This is a genomic window from Longispora sp. NPDC051575 (genome assembly GCF_040681875.1).
GTDB lineage: Bacteria > Actinomycetota > Actinomycetes > Mycobacteriales > Micromonosporaceae > Longispora.
Map to the genome: position 1 here is coordinate 1 of NZ_JBFAZP010000001.1, position 16112 is coordinate 16112.

Genomic DNA, 16112 nt, shown 5'->3' on the forward strand with positions numbered 1-16112 from the left:
GAACTCGGGCGGGAAAGCTTTCGGCACGAAGACATCCTTCCAGGAGGACCAAGATCCTCACAGATCAAGGAGTCAACCAAACCGGGTGCAGTCCCCTTCCGCTTCTGACCGCCAGCACCGAACGGCTGCGGACCACGGGTAGGTCCGGCCTGTTTACTGCAGCGCGGCCGATGCTCGCAAAGTTGGTTCAGGCCGCCAACGCGCGAGAGATAGATCAAAGGTCTTTCAATGCCTGAGGACTCGACCTAGGCTTGATCGTCGGCTCTCGATCTACTCGAGCTCGGCTGATCTCATCTACCGGAGGAGAACATCTTGGCGGCCGGCAGGGTGAAGCGCTCGGCAGGTAAGAGCATTGTCACCAAGATCGCCATTACCTGCGCTACGGGAGGCACTGCCTACGTCTTGACCAACCTCCTCAAACCGAAAGACGTGTGGGTCCTGGTGCTGGCCGTCTTCATCGGGGGTGCGGCACTTGTCGTCCAGTTCCTCGTCGAGTTCGCGGGCAAGATGGAACATGTCGAGCAGAAGCTGTCCGCTGTCGAACTGGCGGAGTCACAGCGATACACCACAACACACGCCATGCTGAGAGCAGAGCTCGCGACCCACAGCGAGGCCACGGTGCTACTCGGAAGGCTTGCTACCTCCGGGGTTCTCCATCAGGACGTACTTCATCTCGCCCAACACGCAGCAAATGTCGAACCGACTCAGCCTGACCTCGTGAAAAGGTTCATGTGCACGGAGATCGCCAAGACGGCTGCACTGCTACGTGACCTCACGGCCTCGGAGGAGGCGGTGTACGACGGCGACGACTGGCAGTGGAGCCTCACCCTCGTGGAGACCATCGCGTCCTCACTCGACGCCACCACCTACGTTTCCGCAAATGGGCCCAACGGTGAGCTAGCCGGCGACGATCTTTGGGGTAGCGAACTCGCACAGCGCTATTTGCGCATGCAGGCTGGCGCGGTCCAGCGTGGCGCCAAGGTAAGACGGTTGTTCCTTCTCGACAGCCTCAAGCTTGCGAAAGGCACAGCGCTGAGGCGTGAACTCCGCCAGCAACGCGCGGCTGGCGTGAGCGTTCGACTGATCGATCTTCCGTCTCTTGCTCGCATCGGGGCGCCGTTCACCCCCATGGTCATTTTCGACCGGTCGCTTGTCGTCGAGTTCACTCCCGCACGCGTACCCGGAGCCGGCCTCGGGTTCGTCAAGTCAAGCCTGATCACCCGGGTGCCACACGTGAGGATGCGTTCGACCCAGTTCGAAGAGGTGTGGGCAGCGGGGCTTCCGGACTCAGAACCCAAAACCTAGTCAACGGCCCTCAGGATGGCGGCGGCCGTACAAACTGCGTGACACCGATGACAATTCGACAAATCGACCGCCGGGTGTCCCGACGGGATCGAGGACAGAGGACACGTGCACAACCGCGCCTAGACATCTGTTGGGCGCCTCAGCGCGGACGATCTTCACCACTGGTCCCATTGCGGCGAGTGTCGCTCGCGTGGGCTGAGCTGCGAGGTGAGTTTTGTTTGGTGCGTAGCTGATCGGGAGCCATCAATCCGAATGTCTCCGTCTGGGATTTGCCCCAGGCTGCGGTTACGGCCTTGTGGGTCTCGACGTAATCAGTCTGCGCGGCGGCGAGTTGAGACTGCAGGTCCCGGATACGGGACTGGGTCCTGGTCGCAGCTTCCACCAGCGCCACGTTGGCCGCTGTCGCAGCCTTGGCGGCCTTCACCGGATCCGAGTCATCTGTACCGGCCATCTCAGTTTCCCTTCTCGCGAGTTTCACAGCGGACCAGGTCAAGCCGCCGGGTGGCGCTTAGACGGTCACGGCGAGGAGCGCCCCGGCCACCAGAAACGGGCCGAAAGGCAGCTCCGAACCCCGGTCGCGGTCTCTGACAAACAGTGCCAGTGCCGCAGGCAACGCCAGGACGAACGGTGCAAGCGCTCCGAGGATCACGGGTCCCGGGCCGGCGGTGCCGAGCCCCAGCCCAAGGACCGCTGCCAGGCGCACGTCTCCCAGCCCTATCCGTGCCCGGCTGGCCACGGCGATGGTCAGGTACAGGCCGCCGCACATCAGGGCTCCGAGGAGGGCCGCGAGCGCGAGCTTGGCGCTGTTTTGTGTCCATGCCGCCGCCAGGACCAGTACCGACACGACCGCGCTGGTGGCGGCGATGATGGGGGTTGGTAGGCGGTGGGTGGCGATGTCCACCGCTGACAGGCACAGCCCGGCACACGCCAGGGTCAGCCACGCGGCCAGCACGAAGGCCTGCGCCGCGGTCTGCGCCGGTAACCGGACCGCGAGTATTCCGCAGCCTGCGGACCCGATGGTCGGATACAGCCACAGCCACCCTGGCAGTTCCACATTCGCGCCCTGTTGGGGTCGCAGTTCAGCCGGCGGGGCCTCGTCGGGCCTGCGGTTGGCGAGACGGGCCGCCAACGCTCCGGATGCCCCGCCCATCACGAGGGCGACGGGCAGGATGCCGTTCACAGTTTGCCTGACCTGGTGTGGCGGCGGCCTCGGGGCATCATGCCGCCAGGAACCCGTCGTCACGGAGGTTGCGCCACTGGCGAAGGTGTAGCAGGAAGTCGTGCAGGACGGTCATGAACGCCGAGCCGACCTCGGTCAGCGTGTAGTAGCTGCCGCACTCATCGACCCGGTGGCGAATGTACCCGTCGGTGATCAGCACTCTGAGTGCATCACCGAAGGTCCGGCCGTGCGGGTAAGGAGCGATGCCGTTCAGCAGGTCGGTGTAGCGGGCGTCGCCGCCCTCCAGGGCGGTGAGGATCTCCAGGGTGCAGCGGCGCCCGCACAGGGCGAACACGTCATCGAAGTCACGAAACTCAGCCATCTGGGCCTCCCCGCTGGGTTGGAAAGAAGACCAGCACAGCACACCGAAACAGGGGCGTCTAGAAAGTCAGAGTGTTGAAACTCCGAGTATTCAAACCCCGGGTATACACAGTCAGACTTGCTGGTCAGAGGCTGTTTCGGCGCGCACCATGAATCGATGAACGCCCCCCTCAAGCAGTTCCCGGTCCCCTCGCCGCAGCCGGTCATCATCACCTCCCGGCACAAGGCGCCCCTCGAGGCGAACCTCGGCCAGCGGGCCAGAACTGCGATCGCGCCCGGCCCCGACGAGGCCCTCCGTGTGCCCCGACACTGGGGCCCCGTGTGGGCTGCGCGGCGCGGGTGGCGTTCACGGTGGCCGGCGGGTCTACGCGGTCCCGCCGGCCACCGCCCCGTCACCGCCATACGCCACCGTCGCCGTCACCTCGGCCGCAGCCGGTAGACGGCGAACGGCACCCCACGCTCTGGAAGGACCGCGAAAATGAGCAGCATCCCCGCACTGCAGGTGTCCGCCCGCACCGCCCGCCTCCTCGACGGCACCCCGGGCAACCGTGACCAGCGGCGGCCACCCCGGCCGTTGACGTTCGTCGACCCGGAGATCACCGATCTGGACTACACCCGCGACCACATCGAACGCGGCATGGAAACCCACCTGGGGTTCCCGTGTGCGACGGACATCGACTTCTCGCCGTTGACGCCCCTGTTCCTGGTCGCGTTGAACAACCTCGGGGACCCGGCCGCGGATCCGGTGTGGCCGGCCCACACGATGCGGTGGGAACGCGAGGTCGTCAACTGGATGGCCACCCTGTTCCGGGCTGACCCGGTCGACCAGTGGGGGTACGTCACCACCGGCGGCACCGAAGGCACCATGCAGGCCCTGCGCATGGCCCGCGAGCTCTACCCCGACGGGGTGCTGTACTACTCGACCGCCGCGCACTACTCGGTTCCGAAGATCGCGCACGCGCTGCGCATCCCCTCGGTCGTGGTCGAGGCCGATCCCACGGGGCAGATTCACTACGGGCGGCTGCGTGCCCTGGCCCGCCGCAACGCCAACGCACCGGCCATCGTGCTGGCCACCTGCGGCACCACCATGACCGAAGCCGTCGACGACATCGAGCGCGTCCACGCCGCGCTCACAGCGGCCGGCATCACCAGTCGCTACGTCCACGTCGACGCCGCCCTGTCCGGGGTACCGATGGCCTTGCTCTGTGAGGACAATCGGCCCGCATGCCTGGACATGTCCCTCGGCCTGACCGACTCGATCTCGATCAGCGGGCACAAGTTCCTCGGCCTGCCCATGCCCTGCGGAGTCCTCATCGCCCGCCGCAGCCTGGCGGAACCCCTCGTACGTCCCGTGGCTTACACCCAGACCACCGACACGACCCTGCTCGGACCCCGCTCCGGGCACACCGCGATGGCCCTGTGGTGGGTCACCCGCCGCTACGGACGCGACGGACTACACCGCCGCGCCGAGAACGCCCGCGCGAACGCGACGTACCTGCTCGAACAGCTCGTCGCCCACGGGCACACCGCCTGGCGCAACCCGCACTCCATGACCGTCGTGCTGCGCCGCCCGCCCCAGCCTGTGGTCCGCAAGCGGGCACTCGCGGTGCACGGCGACTGGAGCCACGCCATCACCATGCCCGGCGTCACTCGCGACATGATCGACAACTTCGTTCACGACCTCACCATTGCCACCCGGACCAGCGCGTACCTCCAGGCGGTCGCGCCCGCTGCGTGACCGGTCCGAGCTCCGCCAACCTGCAGCCCCCGCCGGGAGGCACCGTGCACTCCAGGATCATCTCTGCCGCAGTCACAGCCCTGCTCGCCGGACTCGCATTCGTCCCCGCTGGCTGTCGCACCCAGGACAACAGCGCACCCACGTGGCAGGACAACGCCGTCGCCGAGTTGCACCGCCTGCGTCTGCCAGCCAAGTGGGGGCCACCCCGCACCCGGACCATGCAGGAGGGCCCGGGCCGGCAGCAGGCGGTCGAGCAGTACTACCCGCGTCACACCGACCAGGCCGCACGCGCGCTCGTCCACGCCAAGCTCCTGGAGCACGGATGGAGGATCCGGGACTGCCCAGCGGACAGTTGCTACACCAAGAACCCGTACACCCTGATCGTGGAAATCGGCGCCTGCCCAACAGCCGACTCCACTTGCGGAATGTGGATCACCGTCACCTGGGCAGGAGACCGAAGCCGTCCCGGCGGATCGGAAGGATAGAGGTATGGCCCGAGGAATTCTGAATCCCCTGCATCTGCGACAACGTGCGGTAGACCTGTACAGGAAGATCCGAATGGACTACCGCTCCGACACGGCCGCGCACACCGCCGTAGCTCAACAGCTCGGGATCAAGCATCGAGAATCCGTTCGCGAGTGGGTACGCATGGCCGAACTCAACGGCGGCGTCCTCGTGCCGAACACGAACACCGACCGGATCTATCGCCTGTTGAGAGAAAACCTCGAACTACGCCGCGCGAACGAGACACTCAAAATGGTCATCGCCGAATTCTCGGCAGACTTCAAAAAAGCAGCGCACGCCACGACCACACCCGGCACAACCGAGGAGCCACCACGGCCCCATGAAGAAGATGCCTTCCTCTCCGACCTCACGGAGAACGAGGACAACGAGGCGCGCGAGAAATCCGTCGAGGGACTCGATGCCACCGCCCGTCAGGGCGCCCAGCGCGGCAGGACCCCCGTCGTCACCGACGCCATGCTCCACACCCTGCTCAGCCGCCGCGCCGCAGGCGAAACCATCGAAGCCATCCAACCCGACCTGATCATCCTCACAGGCAAACGCCGCGGTCAAACCCCCAGCCTCACCAGCATCTTCCGCGCCCTGGCAGCACACGCCAAGACCCAATCCGACTCCGACCCCGCCGTCCAAGGCCCCTACGAATCCACCGCAATGTCCGCCGATGGCTAGTTGCCCCAGTGGAAGCTCGGATGTTAACAACACCTCGGTTGCCGCCGCAGTGTTTCCTGCAGTGAGGACCTGCGATGGCTGGATTGCCAGCCGGGCCCACCCCCCAGTTGAGCGCCTTGTCGGCGGGCACGCCGTTGAGTTCGGCGGTGGCGGCCGGCACGTCGCCGGTGCCGTCAGGACGCGGTTGTCGTTGCCGGAAGAGCGACGGTGTCGGTGGATTCTCCGCCCTTCGCGACTGCCTTGCTGAAAATGGTGAGGTGGTGTCCGTCCATGCATCGCCAGCGCGCCTCGGGATCTTGACCGGTGCCGACGGCGGCCTCGAGCTCGGGCCGGTTGGTGAGAGTCATGTGCGAGCCGTACAGGCGGAACGGGCCAATGTCGATGATTTGGTCTCCCCAAGTGAACTGCATGCGCTCGGACTCAAGGATGAGGGCACCTTGGTTACCGATGCGCTCGTCGTCGAGGAATTCCTGAAGTCGGTGGGCCCAGATACCTGTATTGATGCCCCGGTACGGCCATCGAGCTTCTCCGGCGTTCGCCAATTCGGCGACCATCTCGATTTCGCGCAGGTCTTTGCCTGTGAGTCCGTCAGGGATGACGAGTTGACGGCCGAACTTTCGTTGCACCTCGTGCAACGCGACCACCAGTCGAGCGGATTGGGCCATGTCTTGAGGTAGGGAGTCCGTCACTTCTCCTGGGCCGAAGGAGGCTTCGCCGATACGCAGGAGGACGTTGGTTCCCGGAGTCATTGCGAGAAGGAAGTCAGCGGCAGGTCTGCACGCGTAAGGATATCGGTCGACGACGCCGTGGACGGTGAAGTTCATTCCCCCGACGAGTTCTTTATCTCCACTGGGGTGCTCGAGCGTGTTGCGAAACGTCAACATCCCGGACGGATCCGATCCGGTCAACATGGTTCCTCGGCGTCCGCCCGTCCGTTCGGTCAGGCTGGCATCGAGGCGGGCGAGGATCACACCTTGAGCGTCCGCCGCTTCCAGTACACAGGGCAGTGGGAGCCCTTCGTTGTTCGGGATCGCTTTGAACTGAATCTGGGCTGGCTTGGTTGGATTGTCGGCCCCCAGGAGCCGCAGCGTTTGCTCGGAGGCTTGGAACTCGAACCGGTCAATGAAGCGTCCGTCAATGGTGGCGTCGCTGCCGAAGTCCATTGCTCGCAAAAGCTCCCGCTGTGCGTCTTGCCCATCCGGATCGTCCGGCGGGAAGCTGAAGACGGGAGTGATGGTTACAGGATCCAAGACGGCCGCGCCGGCGAAACGTTCACGAATAGTGAACTGCGTTGGCCCGTCCTGTGTAGCGTAATCGATTCTCCAGAACGGGGAGAGCTTCCGGGTTGCGGTGCGCAGCCGTGTCAGCTCGCGCTCGATGTCGTTGATGGTCGTCACGGGCGCCAGCAGGTCGCTGAGCGACCGGCTCTGTGGGGCGGCGTGTCGGCGGGGCCCCGTGCCTAGGAAGTAGTCGCACAGGTCTTGCTGATCGGCGAGGTGGTCATCAAGCCACACGGTGCCGAGCCATTCAATGGCCTCGCCCTCATTCTGAGGCGCTGCCGATTCGAGCCAGCTTCGCTCGACAGGTGAGGGTTCATGCGGTGTGACTACGACGTGGCGGGCAGCCCCCACAGCCGCAGGGTCGGATAGGGATCGACGGATCTTGCGCTTCTGGGCACTGGTCACCGACTCCACGTACGGGAAGATGTGGTATGCCACTCGGGCGTCCGGCAGACCGCACGTCACGATGACGCTTTCGTCGTCAGCTGGCTGCGTGACCTGGGAGCCGGCGTTTAGCGTCGCGATCAATGTCGCCATGAAGTTGCGTCGCGTCGTTAGCGAAAGCTGCGCCCAGTCTACGCCGTCGTACTTCGCGGGCTGCGCAAATCGGTTGCGGGCAAGGGCTATGGAACGGCCGCCGTTGCTCAGCATCTGCTGAGGCTTAGGAAGTCCTTTAGCCGCTAGCTTCTTGTGGACGTGGAAGTAGATCTCCTCCATGTACAGCACGTCGGCATCGATGGGAAGTCCGTCGGTGAGTACGGCGATGACCTCACCTGTGAACGCGGTGTACATGGCTCCGAGGGGTGCGCTGCTGGTCCTGGTGGCGGCCGATGCAGTCATCAGGTACGCGCCGTCGATGCCCACCTCCATGCCGGTTTCCGCGGTGCCCATCCCCGCTGCCATAGCCCGGCCGCTGTAACAGCAGTCAAGAAGAACCACCTTGTTGGCCGAACGTGAGTCAAGGACCGCTCGCCGCACATCCCCATAGCTGACCGCTCGGAAAAGCCTGTCAGGGGTCGTGGTCGGCAGCGCCAGATGAAGCTCCTGGCTTCGGCTGTCCGGGATGCCGTGACCGGCGAAGTAGATCACCAGCGTGTCCGTGGCGCTGTCGGCCGCCGATACGATCGCCTCCAGCACGCCGTCTCGGGACGGATCCAAGAGAACGACACAGTGTTCGGAGTTCAGCCCCCACACCTCAGGATCGGTGAACAACTCCTTGAGGCGGGCCAGGTTGTTGGCCACCGCAGGAAGATCCTGGAGGTGGTCGTATGAGGCCGTGCCGACCAGCACCGCCCTCGATTTGGAAGGATCAGCGAGCGTCATCACGTCGATCAAGCGCGGCGCAAACCGCCCTGATCTCCTCTTCGCTGCCGTTGTTGATCGTCACCGGTACGCCGTTGTAGGTGAACGTAACCGAGGTCGACGTTGACCGTGGTCGCAGCCAGGCGGCGACCGCGATCACGATTGAGGTCAGCCACTCGGCGTGCTGCAGCACGGCAGAGATCACCTCGCCGGTCCCCATGTCTTCCGACGCGCGGTCGGGAGGGTCGAGGCTCAGCTCCGCCGCTGCCCGGAGTTCCGAGTCGTCCCGTAGCCACGAGTACAACGACAGCGAGTCCTGTTGAGAGTCGCCGTTGACCGAAATCGCGAGTTTCATCTAACTCCCAGATCGAGGTGCATCCTCCTGGTTATACACCTCCGTCCTCGACCTCAGGAGGAAGCCCGTCGCACACCCCACCCCGACGGCAAGGTCCGCTGCGGGCCGCCCGCGTGCGGGCTGTGTCGGCCCTGCGGCAGAAGAGCCATCGGAGCGGCAGCCGCCACGGCCGCGGTGCGGTGGCGGCGCCTCGCGTCCGGTCCGGCGGTCAGGTGAACTCTGCGGAACACCTTCGGTAGCTGCGATGTTCCTCCAATTCGCCTCGCCTGTACCGGTCACCGGCCAACATAGGCCGACGCAGCCGGTCTCAGGACGGAGCGCTGGACTCACGAAAATCCGTTGGCCTTACCCGAGGCCGCTGACCAGGCGTTTCTCAAAGACCATCAGTAGTCTTCAACCGTCACAGACGGGCTGACCTGCTGAAACGTGGCTACGAAAGTTAAAAGTCCGTTGCTCTGCCATTGAGCTAGCGGCCCCTCACATGCTCTGACCTGCGGTTATGCGGTCAAGCTTGGTGACTCTATACCACAATGGATGACTGTGGCACCTCCGAATCACCTCGCCTGTCCAGGTCCGGGTTGTCACTCCGAACCTCGCGGGTCAGCGTTCACGCCATCAGATCATAGCCCGTAGCCGCGCAACCGCCGGCGAAGGCCGTCGCTGGCACTGCGGCACGAACTGCACACCCAGGCCCCCCTTCAATTGCACCTGGGGCGACAGGCGCCGTTCAAGATCAAATTACCTTCTCGCCGGATCGGATAGAGGATCGCGCGGACGAATGGCCCTCGACCACCTCGCGGCTGTGACCGGAGCCATATCTGTCGAACCTCGCGGCGCCGGAGCGACGGGGGGCGGATGGCGGCGCCACCCGGGTAGCGAGGTCCGCGCGTTCGTGAGCAGCCCCTCATCCCCAGGTGATGATCATGCACGGCCACCCTGCCGCAGGATCCGGACCGGCAGCAACTGACGGTCCGGATCCGCTGGATGTCCGACAAAGCCTTACCAAGCCAACGAACGCATCACTTCAGAAGAACCACCTAGCTGCGGGTCCAGCGCTGGCTAGTCTGGCCGTTGCAGGTCGCGAGGACGACCTTCGTGTTGTTGCCGGTGGCCGCTCCGGATGGCATGAGGCACAGCCCGGACTGGACGCCGCGCACGCTGCCGTCGGTGTTGAGCGTCCACTGCTGGTTGCCGCCACCGTGGCAGTCCCACAGGATGGCCTTCGTTCCCGCCGTCGTGCCGCCCGCCTCGGCGTCGAGGCACTTGCCGTTGACCATGAGGGCCTTGGTGGACGTGGAGGTCCAGCGCTGGTTGTCGCCGCCGTTGCAGTCCCAGATGATGATCTGGGTTCCGTTGGCGGTGTTGCTGCCCGGGTCGTCGAGGCACCGGCCGGAGCCGGCGTTCTTCAACGGCTTGGCCGTGGTCGAGCCGGCGATCCAGCCCCGGGTCACGTGTAGCCCGTTGCCTTGGGCGACGGCCTGGTAGTTGGCTTGGCCGCGGCAGTCGTCGGATTCGCCCTCGGCGTGGACGGTGCCGACCACGCCGGGCAGATCGGTCGAGGTGGGGCCGCCGTAGTACACGTCGGTTCTCGGCAGGGTCGAGCAGGTCGGGAACCCGAGGTAGTACTCGAGGAAGCCACCCTCGGAGCCGGTGATCTTGCCGTTGTTCGACGGCAGTGTCCAGGAGCCGATGTGGGTGGTCACGCCGGTCACGGTGTCCTTGGCGGTTCCGACCCATGTGTCGGCTCCGGACTTGGCCGCCGTGAGGTGGTACAGGTGGCCGTACACGCCGTCGAAGTCGGCGGCGCAGCTGACTCCGGGACCGCCGTCCGCGCCAGTGTGGCAGAGCGGGTCGTTGGTGCTGGCGCCGGCCTGGAATGTGGAGAACGCAGTGTGCAGCCGCTCGCGGCCGTTGACGTTCGGCCTGGGCTGGAGTCCGACGTAGGCGACGTCGCTGGCGTTGGTGAACGCGAACTGCTGGGCGAAGTAGGTGCCGTGGTCGTGCACCGTGTCCGGGTTGACCGTCATCGGGAAGGTGATGTTCGACAGCCCGCCGGAGGGGACGTTGGGGATCGACCAGTTCAGGTAGGCGTTTCCGCCGGCCGCCAGTGCCGGCTGGGCGCCCAGGAGGGAGGAGAGTCCGGCCGTCAGCGCTGCCAGTGCCAGCACGGATCCGTTGGCGACGGTGCGCCGCCAGCGTCGGGAGTTGGACATGGTTTTCTCGTTTCCTTGGAAGGTGGATCTGCGTGTTGAGGGCGTGCGGAGACCACCCTGGACCGCCGAGTCGTGCAGGGGTGCGGCGTGCCGGGGCTGGTGGAGTGCTGGAGGCTGGGCACTGCCCTGATCGTGCGTCGCCGGCCACACCTTTAGGAGTGGGATCCGACCGGTGACGGGCGGCGGAAGGTGCCAGGGCGTCGTCGCGGGAGCGCGCCATCGCAGGGGGCGCTCCGGCGGTGTCCAGCCGGTGAGAGAGCTACTGCCTTGTGGCGTCTTGTACCGCGACGTCGACGGCTACGGGCAGAACTGGACAGCGGGCGTGTCGTGGTTCCCGTCGGGGCGGGCATCGCCAGCTGCCGAGTGCGGCCAGGTGGTGTGAAGGCGCTTAACAGGTTGTGCGGACGGTGGTGCTCTGTGGAGCGGGGGGCCGCGCGAGGTCTGGGGCATGGTTCTGATTTACCTGCGTCACGGAAACGATGTCAATAGATGTTTGAAAATGCGCAGATACGAGCAGTCACGCGCACGTCTGGTGCGTACCGAAGGCACTTCGAGCACTCTTTGCGTGCAGTCGCGGAAGCACCATCGGAACGGTAAACAGCCCTTTCTGTTGCTGGCGCGTCACTGTCGGATGTGGATCGGATCCCCGTCGGGGCGACCCCACCCAATGTGGGGCCGCGAAGCCCAGCATGTGACCAAAGTGTGAGAAAAGCACCATCTCGCTGGCAGATGTCGAGGGTGTGAGCGCGAGGCGCCTCGCATCGCGTGCCATTGTGTTCGACGATGTTGACTCAAGCGTTGCGTTATGTTGATATCCTCGGCGTCGGGGTGGTGGTGCATCGACAACGGCGCATCACCCCGGGGCTAGGGCTGATCGGCTGGCACCTGACAGGTCCGGCTCCGCATCTCCGCTGATCGCACAGCGGAGATGCGCAGTTCTGCTCGGCCGTCCAGGCGTCGTGGCCGGACGTGTTGGAGCGGAAGACCCCGTGGGTTCAGCGTGGCGTTCGCGCGACGGTGAGACCCACCGTAGCTGAGATGCTCACGCCGGCCCGCTCGCGTGCCGGGACGCGAAACGGCCAGTAGGCCGCCGCAGTCACGCGATATCGCCGTACGGCGACCGGGGAACCTGTCGGTGGAACGCGCCTGGCGGAGCGTTCCACCGGCGGGGCCAACCGATAGGTCTACTGCTCTCCATCTGAGCGAAATTCCGCACGGCCCCTCGGGCACCCCCTCAACTTCGCCCCGTCCACGCGGACGGCCCCTCCGAGAGGAACCACCCATGTCACATCCTCGAAAGACGCTCGCGGCGGCAGGTGCCGCAGTGGCGTTGACCCTGGCCGGCGCCCTGGCGTCGGCGCCCCCCGCGTCGGCGCTCCCGCCCGGCGCTACCTACACGATCTCCGTCGGGTCGACCGGCTCGTACGCGTACCCGACCGACACACCGGCGAGTACCTACATCGACAAGGACGGCACGTTCTACTTCCAGCAAGCCAACGCGGCCTACGACGCCTCGGACCCCCGGTACTGGGACTTCTACACCGGGACCAACTTGGAGACCGCGTCGAGGTCGTCCACGATCAGCAACTACGTGAACCCGGCCAACTCCAGCGACCGCAACAACGACACGACGTGGCGGTGCAACAACAGCCCCACCGGCGTGGAGTCCACCTACGCACCCTCGGGGTCCTCATACTCGCAGCGCAACTTCTGCGACCTGTCCGGGGTATGGGTCGACCCGGACACCGGAAACTGGCACGGCCTGGTGCACAACGAGTTCACCCCGCAGCCGTTCGATGACGGCCTGCACTACGACGCCATCGACCACGCCGTCTCCACCAACCAGGGCCGCACCTGGACGATCGACAGCCATGCGATCACCTCCCCATACAGCACGAAGCGCAACGACACGACGGCGTTCCCGAACCAGACCTACGACTACGGCGACGGCGACCAGCGGCTGTTCGTCGACACCGCCTCGGGCTACTTCTACGCCTTCTACGGCTCACGGATCGTCGACAAGGGCGGCAGCTGGAAAGCGTTCTACTCCCACGTAGCGCGGGCGCCCATGTCCGGCAAGATGACGACCGGCACGTGGCAGAAGTGGTACAACGGCGCATGGACGCAGCCCGGCGTCGGCGGCAAGGAAAGCAACATGGTGCCCGTCAACGCCTCCAACAGCACCGGATACACCCCGACGGGCTCCGAGTACAACCCGATGAACACCGGCACGGCCAGCCAGCAGATCGCCAACGGCAAGATGCCCGCCACCTCGCCGCTGTTCGTCATGAACATCACCTACAACGCCTACCTTGGCATCTACCTCGGTACCCCGCAGGCCGTGGACCAGTCCGGCAACGCGCCGCAGGAGTACTACGCCACCGACGACCTGACCACCCAGAAGTGGACCCGGATCGGCGACTCCGGCTCGTACAAGACCGCCTCCTGGTACCGCTGGTTCCTCGACGGCGCCAACAAGACCAGCTCGGGCCAGAACCAGAAGTGGGTGTTCACCCAGCAGTCCGACGGCTCCTACCGCATCGCCAACGCCGAATCCGGCCTGTGTGTCGACGTCAGCGGAGCATCAGGCTCAGCCGGCGCGCAGATCATCCAGTGGACCTGCAGCACGGACAGCAACCAGCGGTGGATCGCCACCGCCGTGTCGGGCGGCTACACCCTCACCTCACAGAGCAGCGGCCTTCTTCTCACCACCGCCTCCACCACAGACGGGGCATTGATCACCCAGCAGGCCAACACTGGCTCGGCGCTGCAACGCTGGACGATCAGCTAGCCGCACCATCGGGCCGGCCCACCTGACCAGGGCCGGCCCACCACCTGGTGGTCGACGACAGCGGTGAGCGTCGCTGACCACGAGCGGGTGACGCGGCACGTTGGTGGGAGGACTCGCCGACGTGCCGCGTCACAGCTCGCCCCCCGGCCCAGGGGCTCACCCTCCGGACGTCCACCCGCCCCCTCGACAGCTCCGCTAGGAGTCTCCGATGCCCCTTCCCTTCTTCCGCAGATCCCTCGCGGCCGTCTGCGCCGCGTTCCTCCTCACCACCGCAGCAGTGGTGGCCGGCCCGTCCCCGGTTGCCGCCTCGGACAACGGCCTGGCACTCACCCCGCAGATGGGCTGGAACAGCTGGAACGCGTTCCACTGCTCCATCGACCAGGCCAAGATCCGGGGCGCGGCCGACGCGCTGGTCTCCACCGGACTGGCTGCCGCCGGCTACAAGTACGTCAACGTTGACGACTGTTGGCAGGCGTCCACCCGCGACGCGAACGGCCGACTCCGGGGGGACCCGACCCGGTTCCCCGACGGCATGAAGGCGCTCGCGGACTACGTACACGCCAAGGGTCTGAAGTTCGGGATCTACGCCACGCCCGGCTCCCGGACCTGCGCCAACATCTGGGACAACTATCCGGGAGCGCTCGGCAGCAAGGGGCACGAGGCGCTCGACGCTCAGACGTTCGCGGACTGGGGCGTGGACTACCTCAAGTACGACTGGTGCCGCGCCGACGAGGACGGCGTCGACGCGCAGGCCGGGTTCACCCTGATGCGCGACTCCCTCGCCGACACCGGCCGGCCCGTCCTGTTCAGCATCCACCGCGAACCCCAGCTGCCCATGGAGTCCTGGCGGGTGGACGTCGCGAACTCCTGGCGCACCACGTCGGACATCCGCGACAACTGGTCCAGCATGATCGGCATCGCCCACGCCAACCAACCCCTCGCAGGCTACGCGCGCCCCGGGGCCTGGAACGACCCCGACATGCTGGAGGTCGGCAACGGCGGGATGACGGCCACCGAGTACCGCACGCACATGAGCCTGTGGGCCGAGATGGCCGCACCGCTGCTCGTCGGTACCAATCTGATCGAGGCCAGCACCACGACCATCGGCATCCTCACCAACCCCGACGTCCTCGCCGTCAGCCAAGACCCCCTCGGCCGGCAGGGCACCGTCGTGTCCAGCTCCGGCGGCCTGGTCGTCATGTCCCGGGTCCTCGCCGACGGCGCGCGGGCCGTCACCCTCACCAACGAGACCGGCTCCACGGTCACGATCTCCACGACAGCCTCGGCCCTGGGTATCGGTGGTTCCTCGTCCTACACGCTCAAGGACCTGTGGTCCAAGGCGACGACCACCACGACGGGTACGGTCAGCGCCTCCGTCCCCTCGCACGCCACGGTCATGTACAAGGTCACCCCCAGCGCTCCCACCGGGACCGTGTACCTCAGCGACTTGTCCTGGACCTCCGCCACCAACGGCTGGGGCCCGGTCGAGAAGGACCGCAGCGTCGGCGAGGCCGCCGCCGGGGACGGGCGCACCCTGACCGTCAACGGGACCACCTACGCCAAGGGGCTGGGCGCGCACGCCGCCTCCGACATCCGGTACCCCCTGGGCGCCGGCTGCACGACAGTCACCGCCGACGTCGGGGTCGACGACGAGAAGACCACCGCCGGGTCGGTGGTGTTCCAGATCTGGCGGGACGGCACGAAGGTCGCCGACAGCGGAGTCAAGACGTACACCCAGGCGGCGACCCGGCTCACCGCCGACGTCACCGGTGGGAGCGTGCTGCGGCTTGTGGTCACCGACGCCGGGGACGGCATCGGCTCCGACCACGCCGATTGGGGCGACGCGCGGCTCACGTGCGGTAGCTCGTCGGGACCGGTCACGATCGAAGCCGAGAAGGGTACCCGCAGCGGAGCGGCGGTCGTGACCACCTGCCCCGCGTGCTCCGGCGGCGCGAAGGTCGGCTACCTCGGCAACGGCGGCGACGTGACCCTTACGGTGAACGCGACGACCGCAGGCACCCGCCAGCTCACCGTCACCCACCTGACCGACGGCACGCGGACATTCATGGTCAGCGTCAACGGCGCAGCCGCGATCCAGCTCAGCCTCAACGGGACAAGCTGGGACACACCCGCCGACGCCGCGCCGATCAGCATCACGCTCAACGCCGGGGGAAACAGCATCCGGTTCTACAACACCTCAGCCCCGGCCCCGGATCTGGACAAGATCACGGTTACCTGAGTCCCCGGCCGCCCCCGAGCCAGCCAACAACAGCGCAATCGGTGCTGTACCCACGGAGGTGGATTTTCCGATCACTCCCCGAGCGGCCCGGCCCTCCTTGTTGGCCGGTGTGCTGGTGTCCGCACCGGTCGTTGCGGCCACAGCCACGGGTCCAGGCA

At 66.1% G+C, this 16112-nt stretch carries 11 protein-coding genes; 5 read left to right on the forward strand and 6 right to left on the reverse strand.

The genetic code is table 11. The features are described from left to right. Positions 1 to 312 precede the first annotated feature (312 nt). Positions 313 to 1305 (forward strand): hypothetical protein, encoded by a 993-nt coding sequence (locus tag AB0M43_RS00005; protein ID WP_363719519.1) that lies wholly within the window; start codon positions 313 to 315, stop codon positions 1303 to 1305. Between the two features lie 139 nt (positions 1306 to 1444). Here AB0M43_RS00005 and AB0M43_RS00010 read toward each other — a convergent pair whose 3' ends face one another. Genes AB0M43_RS00010 through AB0M43_RS00020 form a run of 3 tightly spaced genes read right to left on the reverse strand, consistent with a single transcriptional unit; the run spans position 1445 to position 2846 of the window. Beyond that, complete coding sequence (locus AB0M43_RS00010) at positions 1445 to 1756, reverse strand: hypothetical protein (RefSeq protein ID WP_363719521.1); 312 nt, start codon at positions 1754 to 1756, stop codon at positions 1445 to 1447. A gap of 57 nt (positions 1757 to 1813) precedes the next feature. Then, positions 1814 to 2485, reverse strand: a complete 672-nt coding sequence (locus AB0M43_RS00015; protein WP_363719523.1) for a hypothetical protein — start codon at positions 2483 to 2485, stop codon at positions 1814 to 1816. Positions 2486 to 2522: 37 nt separating this feature from the next. Next, the gene (locus AB0M43_RS00020; RefSeq protein WP_363719525.1) at positions 2523 to 2846 is read right to left on the reverse strand and encodes a winged helix-turn-helix transcriptional regulator; all 324 of its coding nucleotides are present in this window, start codon (positions 2844 to 2846) and stop codon (positions 2523 to 2525) included. A gap of 477 nt (positions 2847 to 3323) precedes the next feature. Between AB0M43_RS00020 and AB0M43_RS00025 the strand changes: the two genes are divergently transcribed. Next, on the forward strand, positions 3324 to 4583 hold the full coding sequence (locus tag AB0M43_RS00025) for a histidine decarboxylase (protein ID WP_363719527.1): 1260 nt from the start codon (positions 3324 to 3326) through the stop codon (positions 4581 to 4583). A 558-nt stretch (positions 4584 to 5141) separates the two neighbouring features. After that, positions 5142 to 5774, forward strand: a complete 633-nt coding sequence (locus AB0M43_RS00030) for a hypothetical protein (RefSeq protein ID WP_363719529.1) — start codon at positions 5142 to 5144, stop codon at positions 5772 to 5774. A gap of 173 nt (positions 5775 to 5947) precedes the next feature. On the opposite strand, the gene AB0M43_RS00035 is transcribed toward AB0M43_RS00030, so the two are convergent. The 3 genes from AB0M43_RS00035 to AB0M43_RS00045 form a co-directional block, all read right to left on the reverse strand. Then, a complete protein-coding gene (locus AB0M43_RS00035) occupies positions 5948 to 8380 on the reverse strand; it encodes a caspase family protein (RefSeq protein WP_363720906.1) in 2433 nt (810 codons plus the stop codon). Next, positions 8364 to 8711: a hypothetical protein gene (locus tag AB0M43_RS00040; RefSeq protein ID WP_363719532.1), complete on the reverse strand. Its 348-nt coding sequence runs from the start codon at positions 8709 to 8711 to the stop codon at positions 8364 to 8366. Before AB0M43_RS00040 ends, AB0M43_RS00035 begins: the two co-directional genes overlap by 17 nt. A 1037-nt stretch (positions 8712 to 9748) precedes the next feature. Further along, a complete protein-coding gene (locus AB0M43_RS00045) occupies positions 9749 to 10924 on the reverse strand; it encodes an RICIN domain-containing protein (protein WP_363719534.1) in 1176 nt (391 codons plus the stop codon). 1282 nt (positions 10925 to 12206) lie between these two features. Here AB0M43_RS00045 and AB0M43_RS00050 point away from each other — a divergent pair. Both AB0M43_RS00050 and AB0M43_RS00055 read left to right on the forward strand, forming a co-directional pair. After that, positions 12207 to 13715: an RICIN domain-containing protein gene (locus AB0M43_RS00050; protein WP_363719536.1), complete on the forward strand. Its 1509-nt coding sequence runs from the start codon at positions 12207 to 12209 to the stop codon at positions 13713 to 13715. Between the two features lie 208 nt (positions 13716 to 13923). Next, positions 13924 to 15954 (forward strand): NPCBM/NEW2 domain-containing protein, encoded by a 2031-nt coding sequence (locus AB0M43_RS00055; RefSeq protein WP_363719538.1) that lies wholly within the window; start codon positions 13924 to 13926, stop codon positions 15952 to 15954. Positions 15955 to 16112 lie beyond the last annotated feature (158 nt).